Genomic DNA, 12,836 nt, shown 5'->3' on the forward strand with positions numbered 1-12,836 from the left:
GCGGCCGGTCCAGCTGGTCAGGCTCGATCTGTCGGTTGGGTGGGGCCGAAACGGGTTGGAGGCGGCTCATGAGCGACGCACTCGAGAACCAGGTCGGAAAGCCGACCCCGGACGGGGCCGTCACCGACAACGAGGCGGTCAAGGACGAGAGCGGGCTGCGGGACGACGAGCGGGCCGAGCTCGACCGGCTGCGCGCCGAGGTGTCCGAGTACCGGCAGGGCGGCGGTGACGACGGATCGGCCGCACCACCGCAGCCACGGCGCCGCCGGATCACCTGGCGGTCGGTGGTGTCGTTCCTGCTGATCCTGATCGGCTGTGTCCTGATGCCGTTGTCGGTGGTCGGGGTGTGGGCCAAGAACCAGGTGACCAACACCGACCGGTACATCGCGACCGTCACGCCGCTCGCCTCGGACCCGGGCGTCCAGGACGCCGTCGCGGACCGGATCACGGCGGAGATCTTCAACTACGTGGACGTGGCCGCGCTGACCAACCAGGCCGTCACCGTGCTGGCCAATCAAGGGTTGCCACCCGCGGTCGCGACGCAGCTCCGCGGACTGGCCGGGCCGGTGACGAACGCCGTGCAGGGCTTCGTCCGGGGCAAGGTCGGCGACGTGGTCGCCAGCGACGCGTTCAAGGACGCCTGGGTCACCGCGAACCGGGTCGCGCACGAGCAGATGGTCGCCGCGCTGAGCGGTGAGGGCCAGGGCGCGGTCAAGGTCAGCGAGGGCACCGTCAGCATCGATCTCGGGCCGTTCGTGGCCGCCGCGAAACAGAGTCTGGTGCAGGCCGGATTCAACGCCGCGCAACGGATTCCGGACATCCATCCGAGTTTCACGTTGTTCGCGTCGAGCGACCTGGCCAAGGCGCAGACCGGGTACAAGCTGCTGGAGAAGGTCGGTACCTATCTGCCGTTCATCGCGCTGGGCCTGATCGCGCTCGGCGTGTACGTCGCCAGCGGCCATCGGCGCGCGCTGATCGGCGCCGGACTCGGGATCGCGGTCTCGATGGTACTGCTCGGGGCGGCGATCGCGCTGGCCCGGTCCGCGTACCTGGACCGGATCCCGGAGAACGTGCTGTCGACGACCACTGCGGCCTCGGTGTTCGACATCCTGGTCAGATTCGCCCGGGCCGGGCTCCGGATGGTGCTGGTGGTCGGCCTGGTGATCGCGGCCGCGGCGTTCTTCTCCGGTCCGTCGGTGACCGCTGTCCGGACCCGTGAGGGCGTGAAGTCCGCGACCCGCTGGCTGCGCGAACGCGGCGACAAGGCCGGCCTGCGGACCGGTCCGGTCGGCAGCTGGGTGCACCACAACCTGACCGTCCTGCGGATCGCCGTGGTCGCCATCGCCGCGTTGTGGTTCGTGTTCCTGGATCGCCCGACCGGCAAGGACGTCCTGATCATCTCCGGGGTCGCCGTGCTGGTCCTGCTGATCCTCGAGTTCCTCGCCCGCCCACCCCATCCGGAAGCGGCCGGCACGTCCGGCGCCGCTTGACCGACCGACAGGAGAGTCCGCCGATGACCTACCCAGCCAGAAGTGGTGAACCAAGTACCGAGGTGGTCGTCAACGCGGGCCGGTTGTGGGCGGGCGGAGCCGCGACCGCGGTGGTGGCCGCGCTGATCGCGATCGCGGGCATCCTGCTCGCCCGGGGCGTCCTCGACGTCAACGTGCTGGCGCCCGAGGGCGAGGGGACGTGGGGCGACGCGGACACCACCCTGTACGCGCTGTACTGCGCGTTGGCGGCGCTGATCGCGACCGGGCTGATGCACCTGCTGCTGGTGTCGACACCGCGGCCGCGCAGCTTCTTCGGCTGGATCATGGGGCTCGCGACGGTGGTCGCGGCCATCCTGCCGTTCGTCACCGACGCCTCCACCGAGTCGCAGATCGTCACCGCGCTGATCAACCTGGCGGTCGGTCTGGCGATCACGACCCTGCTCAACGGCGTCGCCCGCAGCGCCGTCCAGCTCCGCCGCACCGCGGCCTAGTGCCCCGCGTCGGAAGTTGTGTCAGCGACAGCGGTGTCCGGGTGCACTCGCGGGAGTCACCCGAACCGGTCGGGTCTCACCCGCAGCAGATGAGGTGACGGGCCTTCCCCGCGAGCACACTCCGCCTTGATGGACAGGCGTTGCCTGACCTGACCCGGAGGAGGAATCCGATCATGTCGTTCTGGGATGTCGTGTGGTTCATCTGCATCAGCTTCTTGTTCGTGGCGTATCTGATGATGCTGTTCTGGATCCTCGCCGACCTGTTCCGCGACCACGAGACGTCGGGCTGGGTGAAGGCGGTGTGGATCGTGGCGCTGTTCATCGTGCCGTTGCTGACCGCGTTGGTGTACATGATCGCCCGCGGCCACGGGATGGCCGAGCGGTCGGCGCGGGAGTCCGAGGTGGTGCGGCAGCGGCAGGAGGCGTACATCCGCGACGTCGCGTCGCAGTCGACGGCGTCGCCGGTCGATCAGATCAACCAGGCGAAGGCACTGCTGGACGCCGGCACCATCTCGCAGGCGGAGTTCGACACGCTGAAGGCGAACGCCCTCGGCAGTGGCGGCACCACCAGCACCGGAAACGGTCAGCGGGTGTCCTGACACCGCACCGGACCGATCACCCGTGAGGGGTGAGGAAAGGGCCTGTCCGCCGGTTCAGGCTGGCACTGAGTCGCCGGCGGCGGGCCGCGACCGATCACTCATCGAGAGGTCATCATGACCGACACCAACATCGGGGCCAACGGTCCCGCGGACGCGCCCGGGAGCGATGGATCGACCCGGACGGAGTCCACTCCGCCCCCGTCGACGTCCTCGTCCGCCAACGGGTACGTGGAGGACCGGGACCGGCCGGAGCCGACCGGCTGGACCGGCTGGCTGATCTTCGGCGGCCTGGTCGGGCTGATGCTCGGGATCTTCCACTTCTTCCAGGGCTTCATCGCGTTGCTGCACGACGACTACTACCTGGTCGCCAAGAGCGGGCTCGCGATCGAGTTCAGCTACACCACCTGGGGCTGGATCCAGATCGTCATCGGCGTACTGATGATCGCCAGCGGCGCGGGCCTGATGGTCGGACAGACCTGGGCGCGGGTGACCACCTCGATCTTCGTGGTGGTGAGCGCGATCATCAGCGCCGCGTTCCTGAAGGCGTTCCCGATCTGGTCGGCGTTGATGATCGGGCTGTGTGTGCTGGTGCTGTGGGCGACCATCGTGCACGGTCGCGAGATGAAGACCTACGCCGATCGCTGGTAGCGCCGGGATGACCACTTCAGACCAGGGCGACCGGGACCTCGACCCGGACACCGCCCAGGGCATCGACCCCTACACCGCCCAGGACTCGGCGGCGGACTCCGCGGAGTCCTGGGCGGAGGACGCCGCGGAGGAGACCCTGCAGGAGCCTGCGGAGGAGACCGTCCAGGAGCCTGCGCCGGAGTCCGCGCAGGAGACGTCGCCGCAGGAGTCCGCGCAGGAGTCGCCGGCGGAGGAGCACGCCGCGCCGTTCGACGTGCTCGTCGGTGCCACCTCGCTGGCCGGGGGTGTGGTCGTCGGCGCGGTCCGGCTGACCCGCCCGGTGGTCCGGCCCGTCGTCCGACCGGTCGTCCGGATCCTGCTCCTGCCGCCACTCGTGCCCAAGCCACTGAAGGCCGGGTACTGGCTCGACCGGCTGGGGGCCCGCGGTGCGGCCGTGCGGCTGTCGTACGAACAACGGGTGGTGCGGTTGTACGAACGCGCCCGCACCGAGGAGCCGAACGGGCATCACGAGGAGCACCGCTCGCACCGGCCCCGGCCGGACCGCCCGTACTACCACCGTCCGCGCGCCCGCCGGACCGAGCCGACGTCGGCTCCGTCGTCGAACTCGTCCGGATCAGGCGGGACACAACAGTTCTGATCGCGCCACAGAGAAGGGCCGGCTCGGATGAACCGGCCCTTCGCGTGCGGCCTGGACGTGGAGCGGTCAGCGGCCGAGGATCTTCGCCTTCTGGGCGGCGAACTCCTCCTCGGTGAGGATGCCCTGCGACTTCAGGTCGGCGAGATCCTTCAGCTGCTGGATCGGGTCCGCGGCCGGCGGGGCCTCCTGGTACGTCTGCTGTGGTGGCTGCTCGTAGCCCTGCTGGGGCGCGGTCTGTTCCTGGTACGCCTGCTCGCGGTCGGCGTAGATCTGCGCGTCCCGGTCGGCGAACTTCTCGGCCTGGCGGCGCTGGACGCGGCCGGCGACGGCGGTCGCGGTGCCGGCCACGACGGCGGTTCTGGCGATTCCTCGCAGCAGTCCGGGCATGGTGGTTCTCCTCAGTTCGCGGGTTCGAGGGCGTCGAGGGCGGCCATCACGTCGGTGGCCGGGATCCGGGCACTGGCGATCAGCTCGCCGCCGCTGTTGCGGACGCCGGAGACGAAGGGAATGGCCCAGGCGTTCTCGTAGACGATCAGCGCGGCCACCGTGCCGGGCTCCATCGCCGCGGCCGCTTCCTGGGCGTCCTCGTCACCGAGCAGCCCGGAGCGGGCGCCGGCGAAGTACTGGAAGCCACCGGCGCTGTCCTCGCTGATCTCCAGCGCCTGGATGGTGCCGTCCTCGCCCTTGCTGAGCACGATCAGGTCGTACAGCCGGATGATGCCGCGTTCGACCAGATCCACCAGGGCCGGGCCGGCCTCGCCGGTCAGCTTGTCGCCCGGGAACTCGATCAGGACGAAGTCGATGGGGCCGTGCACGTCGTTGGTCACCGTCATGGGTACTCACTCCTGGCAGCTGGGATCGGGACCCCCTCGGTCTCCGTTCGGCTCCACCCTCCGGCATCCCGGCGGCCGGTACCTCCTACGCGGCGGATGATCCAGCGGTCACCCGGCACGGGTGAGTCCGGCGACGGCCGGGCCCGGCCACCATCAGGAGTGCTGATCCGGTGGGTGGGTGCCCCGCCCACCGGATCGCTCGGCCTGCGTCGACTGACGGGCACATCGGACCGGCCGGTGGGCCACGGGGGTGGAGGAGACGATCGTGAACGAGCCGCAGCGCGAGGTACTGCCGATCCCGGACCGGCCCGCGACCGGCCCGGTGACCTTCGACGCGAAGGACCCGGACGCCTCCTTCCCACCGATCGAGCCGTTGTACCCGCCCGCGGGGGCGCCGAACGTCCTGGTGGTGCTGATCGACGACTGTGGATTCGGCGCCGCCAGTACGTTCGGTGGACCGGTGCGGACGCCGGCGTTCGACCGGCTGGCCGCGGGTGGTCTGCGGTACACCCGGTTCCACACCACGGCGCTGTGTTCGCCGACCCGGGCCGCGCTGTTGTCCGGCCGGAACCACCACACCGTCGGGATGGGCGGGATCACCGAGATCGCGACGTCCGCACCCGGGTACAACTCGCTGCGCCCGAACACCTGTGCCCCGCTGGCCGAGACGCTCAAGCTGAACGGGTACTCGACCGCGCAGTTCGGCAAGTGTCACGAGGTTCCGGTCTGGCAGACCAGTCCGCTGGGCCCGTTCGACAACTGGCCGAGCGGGGGCGGCGGATTCGGGCACTTCTACGGATTCATCGGCGGCGAGACGAACCAGTACGCGCCGGCGCTCTATCGCGACACGGTGCCGGTGGAGCCGGACCGGACCCCCGAGGAGGGGTACCACTTCACCGAGGACATGACCGATCACGCGATCGCCTGGGTCCGCCAGCAGAAGGCGCTGATGCCGGCCCGGCCGTTCTTCGTGTACTACGCGCCCGGGGCGACCCACGCGCCGCATCACGTACCGCGCGAGTGGTCGGAGCGGTACCGCGGCCAGTTCGACCAGGGGTGGGACGCGCTGCGTGAGGAGACGATCGCGCGGCAGAAGAAGCTCGGCGTGATCCCACCGGAGGCGGAGCTCACGGCCCGGCCGGCCGAGATCCCCAGCTGGGAAGAGATGCCGGTCGACCTCAGACCGGTGCTCGCCCGGCAGATGGAGGTGTACGCCGGGTTCCTCGAACACACCGACCACCACGTCGGCCGGTTGATCGACGCGCTCACCGAGCTCGAGGTCCTCGACGACACGCTGGTCTACCTGATCATCGGCGACAACGGCGCCTCGGCCGAGGGCGACGTGCACGGGTCGTTCAACGAGCTGATGAACCTGAACGGCGTCGGCGGACTGCAGACCACCGAGTTCATGGCCGACCGGATCGGCGACTTCGGCACCCCGGCCGCGTACAACCACTACGCGGTCGGCTGGGCGCACGCGATGGACACGCCGTACCAGTGGACCAAGCAGGTCGCGTCGCACTGGGGTGGGACCCGCACCGGCACGGTGGTGCACTGGCCGGCCGGGATCACCGCGCGCGGCGAGGTACGACACCAGTTCCACCATGTCATCGACGTCGCGCCGACCGTTCTCGAAGCAGCCGGCCTGCCCGAGCCGGCGGTCGTTCACGGCGTGCAGCAGCTCCCGCTGGAGGGCGTCAGCATGGCGTACACGTTCGCCGACGCGGACGCGGCCGAGCGGCACACAACGCAGTACTTCGAGATGTTCTGCAACCGCGGGATCTACCACCTGGGCTGGACCGCGGTGACCCGGCATTCCACGCCCTGGGTGGTCGGCGAGCTCCCACCGTTGGCGGACGACGTGTGGGAGTTGTACGGCCCGGACGACTGGACCCAGGCGCACGACCTGGCCGCCGAACACCCCGAACGACTGGCACGACTGCAACAGCTGTTCCTGCTGGAAGCCTCGCGCTACAACGCGTTTCCGCTGGACGATCGCCGGGTGGAACGGTTCGACCCTGCCATGGCCGGGCGGCCGACCCTGATCCAGGGCTCCAGCCAGCTGCTGTTCGGCGGGATGGGCCGGCTCAGTGAGAACACGGTGCTCAACCTGAAGAACAAGTCGCACGCGATCACCGCCGACTTCACCGTCCCGAACGGCGGCGCGTCGGGGGTGATCGTGGCCCAGGGCGGCGCCTTCGGCGGCTGGGCGTTGTACCTGGACGACGGCCGTCCGGCGTACTGCTACAACCTGTTCGGCCTGCAGCGGTTCAAGGTGTACGGCGAGGTGGTGGTCCCGGCGGGCGACCACCAGGTACGCCTGGAGTTCAGCTATGACGGCGGCGGGTTGGGCAAGGGCGGGACCGCGGATCTGTACCTGGACGGCGAGCACACCGGCAGCGGGCGGATCGACGGCACGGTCCCGCTGGTGTTCTCCGCCGACGAGACCACCGACGTCGGCAGCGACAGCGCCACCCCGGTCAGCGACGACTACGGTCCCCGGGACAGCGGGTTCACCGGCCGGATCCACCGGGTCCAGCTCGATCTCGGCGACGACGCCGGCGCCGTCGACCACCTGATCGCCGCCGACGACTGGATGCGGATCGTCACCACCCGGCAGTAGCGGCGTCCTGGCTTCACCCGCTGTGGGTGATTACGGGCCCGGTGCCCACGGACTTCACTGCAGGAGTCCGGACGTTGAGCTGGTCGATCCCAGATGGAAGGAGTTCCTCGTGGCCACGTTGACGGTATGGAAGTTCCCCACCGCGCAGGGGGCGGAGGAGGCGAAGGAGACGCTGCAGCGGCTGCAGAAGGAGGAACTGATCCAGATCCACGACGCCGCGATCGTGTACTGGCAGGAGGGCGCGAAGAAGCCGAAGACCCGGCAGCTGCACAACATGGCCGGTGCCGGTGCGCTCGGCGGTGCGTTCTGGGGCATGCTGTTCGGCCTGATCTTCTTCGTGCCGTTGCTGGGGGCGGCGATCGGGGCCGCGGCCGGCGCGCTCGCCGGTTCGCTCAGCGACGTCGGGATCGACGACGACTTCATCGCGTCGGTCCGGTCCAAGGTGACTCCGGGCACGTCGGCGCTGTTCGTGATGACCAGCGGCGCCGTGATGGACAAGGTCGAGGAAGCGTTCAAGGGCCACCACGCCGAACTGCTCAAGACCAACCTGTCCGGCGAGCAGGAAGCCAAGCTGCGCGAGGTGTTCACCGGGGACGAGTGAGTTTCCGGAATCCCGGGTGACCGTTCCGGCCTCACCGCCGGGACGGTCCTCGGTCCGAGGGGGGAGCTGGCATGAGTGACGTCACCGACGACCGGCCGGCACTGCCCGCCGCACTCCCGGCCGGCCCGGCCGCCGACCTGGTCTCGCCGGTCGCGGATCCGCCGGCGCTGGCCGCGGCGGGGATGGTCTGGATTCCCGGTGGGACCTTCCGGATGGGGTCCGACGACCACTACCCGGAGGAGGCGCCGGTCCGTCCGGTCGCCGTCGACGGGTTCTGGATCGACCGGTACCAGGTCCGTAACCGGGACTTCGCCCGCTTCGTGCACGCGACCGGGTACGTGACCGTCGCCGAACGGCGCCCCCGGCTCGCCGACTCCGCGGACGCCGCGGCTGAGTTGTTGGTGCCCGGGTCCAGCGTGTTCGTCCAGCCGGCCCAGCGGGTCGATCTGCGGAATCCCTTGCTGTGGTGGAAGTACGTCCCCGGCGCGAGCTGGCGGCGACCACGGGGACCGCACAGTTCGATCTGGCGGATCCCGGACCATCCCGTCGTCCACCTGGCCTGGGCCGACGCGGTTGCTTACGCGCGCTGGGCCGGCCGGGAGATCCCGACCGAGGCGGAGTGGGAGTACGCGGCCCGAGGTGGGCTGGACGGTGCGCCGTACGCCTGGGGGACCGAGTTCGCGCCGGGCGGGCGGATGATGGCGAACACCTGGCAGGGCGAGTTCCCGATCGAGAACACCCGCGCCGACGGGTACGCGGGGACGTCACCGGTCGGCCGGTACCCGGCGAACGGGTACGGCCTGTACGACATGATCGGCAACGTCTGGGAGTGGACCGCCGACTGGTACGCCGCGCACCCGGATCCCCGGCATGCGTGCTGCAGCGGCGATCCGCGGACCCGTGACCCGCTGGCCGACGGCGGCCCGGTACCGACGAAGGTGCTCAAGGGCGGCTCGCATCTGTGCGCGCCCAACTACTGCCGGCGGTACCGTCCGGCCGCGCGGATCTCGCAGGCGGTCGACATCTCCACGTCCCACCTGGGACTACGGTGCATCGTGCGGGCTCCTGGCCCCACTGAGTGAACCGCCCTCGCCTGGCGTCTTCCCGTCCTGGTCCGCTGTCTCGGCCTCTTCGGTTTCCGGCTCGCCCGCTTCGACTTCGGGTGGCGTGGTGTCGCCGTTGTCCCGGTTCGAGAGCAACGGCGTCAGCCAGGCCGACTGTGGATCGACGTCCACCAGCAGCGCCCGGACCAGCAGGCTCAGCGGGATCGCGAGCAACGCGCCCAGACCGCCGATCACCCACGACCAGAACACCAGCGACAGGAACGTCAGCGTGGTCGACAACCCGACCGCGTCGCCGACGATCTTCGGCTGGATCACGCTCTGGATGATGAAGTTGATCACGCTGTAGACCACGACGACGGTGAGCGCCAGGCTCCAACCGCCCTCGAGCAGGCCGAGCACCGCGGGCGGGATCACGCCGATCACGAAGCCGATGTTCGGGATGTAGTTGGTGATGAACGCGAGCAGTCCCCACAGCACCGGGACCGGGATCCCGAGGATGGCCAGCGCGACCGTGTCGATCACGGCGACGATGAACCCGAACACGGTCGACACCACCAGGTACCGCCGGGTGCCGTGCGCGAACGACAGCAATGCGGCGACCAGGGACGACCGGGACGCCTCCGCGCGGCTCAGCAGGGCCGGGAACGTACCCGCGTCCATGGTCAGGAACAGCAGCAGCGCGAGGATGAAGACCAGACTGGACACCGCGTCCACCACGCTGCCGAGCAACGCCTGGATGACGCCCGCGATCCGGCCGAAGTCGGCGGTGCCGAGGACCTGGGTGATCTGGTCCTGCCCGATCCCGAGTTCGGCCAGTTTGGCGGCCACGTCGTCGACCAGATCGTCGAACTCCGTCGCGTACGACGGGAGCAGGGTGGCGAACCGCGCGGTCGCGATCACCAGCGCGACGGCCAGGCCGAGCAGCAGCCCGTACACGGTGATCACGCAGATCAGCGAGGCGGCCCAGTTCGGCAGTTTCAGCCGACGCAGCCAGCCGCGGACCGGGTGGACGACGATCGTCAGGACCAACGCGAGGAACACCGGACCGACCAGGCCCGCCGCGGACCGCAGCCCGGCGATCACGACCACCGCCGCCGCGAACGTTCCCAGTACGACCAGTCCCCGCGGCACAATCGGCCGGTCGTCCAGCGTTGGTGCCATCCGGGTCCCCTCGGGTCCGACGACGACTGCCCTCAGTGTTCGTCCCCGCCCCGGCGGCTGGCTCACCCGTCTCAGGTGAGCCCGCGCTACATCAGGTCCACGCTGCGCGCCACCCGCAGCGCCGCCGAGCGTTTCTCCACGCCCAGCTTCCGGTACAGCGACATCAGGTGCGTCTTCACCGTGTTCTCGGTGATGAACAACGCCTGCGCGATCTCGGTGTACGAGCTGCCGAGCGCGAGCTGGTCGAGCACGTCGGCCTCCCGGGCGGTCAGCTTGATCCGGGCCCCGTTGATCACCGCTTCCAGCCGGCGCGGTGGAGCCGTCTTCACCCCGAGCGGCGTCCTGGTCAGCAGGGCGACACCGCCCGCGTCGCTCCACGACGACTCGTACCCGGACAGCTTCTCCAGCACGACCTCGGCGTACGGATGCGGGCTCGGGCCGGCGACGTACCGGCGGAGCAGGTCGAGGAACGCGGGCTCCTGACCAGCGGAGGCGACGGCGTACAGCATGCGTTGCGGGGCGACCCGGTTCAGGGTGTCGATCAGCGCTGTCTCGGCCGCTCGGTCATCGCCGAGCCGGAGCAGCAGTACGGTCCGGAACGCGGCTGCCGAGGCGGCCAGTACCGGGTGGACGTCACCCTTCGCGAGGGCGGCTTCGATCGCCTCCAAGGTGGCCCGCAGGTCACCGTCGAAGACCAGGTCGAGGGCACGGACCAGGTCCGCCTCGGCCTGGCTACCGGTGCGCTCCAGTACCTCCAGCTGACTCTCGACACCGGACCGGTCACCGACCAGCACCGACACCCAGAACCGCAGCAGGGCCAGGTCTCTCGCCAGGAACGACGGCAGCGGGCCCGCCGAGGTGGGATCCGTGGTGAGCTCGGTCCGGGCCTCGTCCAGGTTCCCCTTCTCGATCAGCAGGACCACCCGCAGCATCGTCCGGAGCGCCGCGACCACGGTGTCCGACTTGGCCACGTCGGTGGTGGCGACCTTCTGCTCCCACCGTTGCGCGGCCTCCAGGTCGAGCTGGTTGAGCGCCGCGAACCCCAGGACCACGTGCGCTCGTACCTTGTAGTCCTCGGCGAGGTGCTCCCCCGCGATGTCCAGCGCGGACTGGGCCGAGCGGGCCGCCGTCTGCATCTGGCCACGGACGTACTGCACGACGGCCCGGTGCGCGAGGCCCCCCGCGATCAGCTGGCGATGACCGGCCATCCGTGCGGTCACCAGGGCCTCGTCGAGATGGCCGAACGCCTCGTCGAGCCCGTCCGCCCAGGTCTCCGCGGCGGCGAGCTCGATCAGCAGCCAGGCCAGCCGTTCCGGACCGAGGACGGCGCGATGCCGGCCGTTCTCGGCGGCGTGGTTCGGGAGCAGGAAGGACCCGGTCCGGTTGATCGCGTCCCGGACGTCGTACCAGCCGTACCGCGACTCCCACAGCTGCAGCAGCAACGCGTCGGCCTCGAGCGCGTCGTCGTCCGGCGTGGTCGAGTCGGTGTCCTCCGCCGCGGCCTCGGCGGCGTCGGCGGCCGAGGCGGCGTCCATCATCGCCCCCATCACGTCACCGGTGAGCCGGCGCATCAGGCCGCGGACCCCGAGCAGCTGCGGGTGCGCGTCCACGTACCCGTCGGGCAGCGCCTCGAACCCGGCCCCGACCAGCCCGAGGTTGCCACCGGCCAGGACCGTCGGGCCATGGCCGAGCAGGACCCGGGCGAGCAGGCCGGGATCGTCTGCCCCGAGCGCGTTGCGCAGTGCGGCGCCGGCCTCGCCCCGGTTCTCGTAGTACAACGCGGCTCGGTGGTGAGCGGCGACGATCAACCTGGCGTCCTCGGGACGACCGACGACCCGGCGCCGCAACAACTCCACCAACAGCGGGTGGTAGTGGTAGATCGGCTCCGCACCGGGCTCGTCGGCGTACGCCGTGACGAGCAACCCGCTGCCGGCCAGGTCCGCGAGCATCGGGCCCGCGTCCGGGTCACCGCTGAGTACCGCGGCCAGCCGCCCGGTCACGGTGGTCGCGCCGAACGTACTCAGCAACATCGTCTGGACGCGTTCGTCCAGGGTGCTGAACGTCTCGCCCAGCAACAGGTCCAGGACCGGGCGCTCGGTGACGATCGGGGCGGCCGCATCCCCGGACGAGGCGATCGCGCGCGCCGCGAGCACGAGCGCGGCGGCCCAGCCGGCCGTCTTCTGCTGCAGGATCTGCACGTCCTCCGCGGTGGCGCGCTCGGCGTGAGCGTGGACCAGAGCGGCCGCCTCACTGTCGGTGAACCGCAGATCGCGCGAACGCAACGTGGAACCGAGACCACGCAGTTCGAGCTCGGCGACCGGCAGCGGCAGGTCGTACCGGCCGGCCAGGACCAACCGGACCGCGTGCGGCTCGTCGGTGAGCACCTTCGCGAGCGCCGCGAACGTCGACGGCGGCAACAGGTGCGCGTCGTCGACCACGACCGGTGCGGGCATCACGGTCGCGTCCGCCCCGTCGGCCTCGGCGAGGATCTGCTCCAGGATCTCCGGCTCCTGCGCGGGCACCCACAGCACGTCCTGGCCGGTGTCCCGGCGGCGCGCGGCCCAGTCGGACAGCAGGACGGTCTTCCCCGTCCCGGCCGGCGCGACCAGCATCGTCAGCGGCGACCGGGCGCCACGATCCAACGCAGCGTGCAGCCGCCCACGAGTCACCAGCGTCAGCGGCGGCCGCG

The 12,836-nt window shown here is 70.4% G+C and carries 12 protein-coding genes; 8 read left to right on the top strand and 4 right to left on the bottom strand.

The features are described from left to right. Positions 1-68 precede the first annotated feature (68 nt). From FB561_RS05595 to FB561_RS05615, 5 genes are all read left to right on the top strand, one after another. Entirely contained in the window at positions 69-1,490 is a 1,422-nt protein-coding gene (locus FB561_RS05595; RefSeq protein WP_145803720.1) for a hypothetical protein, read from the top strand. Positions 1,491-1,513: 23 nt separating this feature from the next. Then, positions 1,514-1,981 carry a DUF6069 family protein gene (locus FB561_RS05600; RefSeq protein WP_145803722.1) on the top strand — a complete coding sequence of 156 codons (468 nt, stop codon included), beginning with the start codon at positions 1,514-1,516 and terminating at the stop codon, positions 1,979-1,981. 173 nt (positions 1,982-2,154) lie between these two features. Continuing rightward, complete coding sequence (locus tag FB561_RS05605) at positions 2,155-2,580, top strand: SHOCT domain-containing protein (RefSeq protein WP_145803724.1); 426 nt, start codon at positions 2,155-2,157, stop codon at positions 2,578-2,580. A gap of 114 nt (positions 2,581-2,694) precedes the next feature. Continuing rightward, on the top strand, positions 2,695-3,228 hold the full coding sequence (locus FB561_RS05610; RefSeq protein ID WP_145803726.1) for a DUF7144 family membrane protein: 534 nt from the start codon (positions 2,695-2,697) through the stop codon (positions 3,226-3,228). Positions 3,229-3,235: 7 nt separating this feature from the next. Next, positions 3,236-3,865, top strand: coding sequence for a hypothetical protein (locus FB561_RS05615; RefSeq protein WP_145803728.1), 630 nt, complete (start codon positions 3,236-3,238; stop codon positions 3,863-3,865). Between the two features lie 66 nt (positions 3,866-3,931). On the opposite strand, the gene FB561_RS05620 is transcribed toward FB561_RS05615, so the two are convergent. Together FB561_RS05620 and FB561_RS05625 are read right to left on the bottom strand one after the other, a co-directional pair. Further along, positions 3,932-4,252 (bottom strand): SHOCT domain-containing protein, encoded by a 321-nt coding sequence (locus FB561_RS05620; protein ID WP_145803730.1) that lies wholly within the window; start codon positions 4,250-4,252, stop codon positions 3,932-3,934. An 11-nt stretch (positions 4,253-4,263) separates the two neighbouring features. Next, positions 4,264-4,698 carry a DUF6325 family protein gene (locus tag FB561_RS05625; RefSeq protein ID WP_145803732.1) on the bottom strand — a complete coding sequence of 145 codons (435 nt, stop codon included), beginning with the start codon at positions 4,696-4,698 and terminating at the stop codon, positions 4,264-4,266. Positions 4,699-4,963: 265 nt separating this feature from the next. Between FB561_RS05625 and FB561_RS05630 the strand changes: the two genes are divergently transcribed. The 3 genes from FB561_RS05630 (at position 4,964) to FB561_RS05640 (ending at position 9,004) form a co-directional block, all read left to right on the top strand. Then, positions 4,964-7,321, top strand: coding sequence for an arylsulfatase (locus FB561_RS05630; RefSeq protein WP_145803734.1), 2,358 nt, complete (start codon positions 4,964-4,966; stop codon positions 7,319-7,321). A gap of 109 nt (positions 7,322-7,430) precedes the next feature. Continuing rightward, positions 7,431-7,922: a DUF1269 domain-containing protein gene (locus FB561_RS05635; RefSeq protein WP_145803735.1), complete on the top strand. Its 492-nt coding sequence runs from the start codon at positions 7,431-7,433 to the stop codon at positions 7,920-7,922. Between the two features lie 71 nt (positions 7,923-7,993). Continuing rightward, positions 7,994-9,004: a formylglycine-generating enzyme family protein gene (locus FB561_RS05640; protein ID WP_145803737.1), complete on the top strand. Its 1,011-nt coding sequence runs from the start codon at positions 7,994-7,996 to the stop codon at positions 9,002-9,004. On the opposite strand, the gene FB561_RS05645 is transcribed toward FB561_RS05640, so the two are convergent. Beyond that, positions 8,966-10,147 carry an AI-2E family transporter gene (locus FB561_RS05645; RefSeq protein WP_202880549.1) on the bottom strand — a complete coding sequence of 394 codons (1,182 nt, stop codon included), beginning with the start codon at positions 10,145-10,147 and terminating at the stop codon, positions 8,966-8,968. The genes FB561_RS05640 and FB561_RS05645 overlap by 39 nt on opposite strands. An 86-nt stretch (positions 10,148-10,233) precedes the next feature. Further along, on the bottom strand, positions 10,234-12,816 hold the full coding sequence (locus FB561_RS05650) for a LuxR C-terminal-related transcriptional regulator (RefSeq protein ID WP_145803739.1): 2,583 nt from the start codon (positions 12,814-12,816) through the stop codon (positions 10,234-10,236). Between the last annotated feature and the right edge of the window lie 20 nt (positions 12,817-12,836).

This window comes from Kribbella amoyensis (assembly GCF_007828865.1).
GTDB classification, from domain to species: domain Bacteria; phylum Actinomycetota; class Actinomycetes; order Propionibacteriales; family Kribbellaceae; genus Kribbella; species Kribbella amoyensis.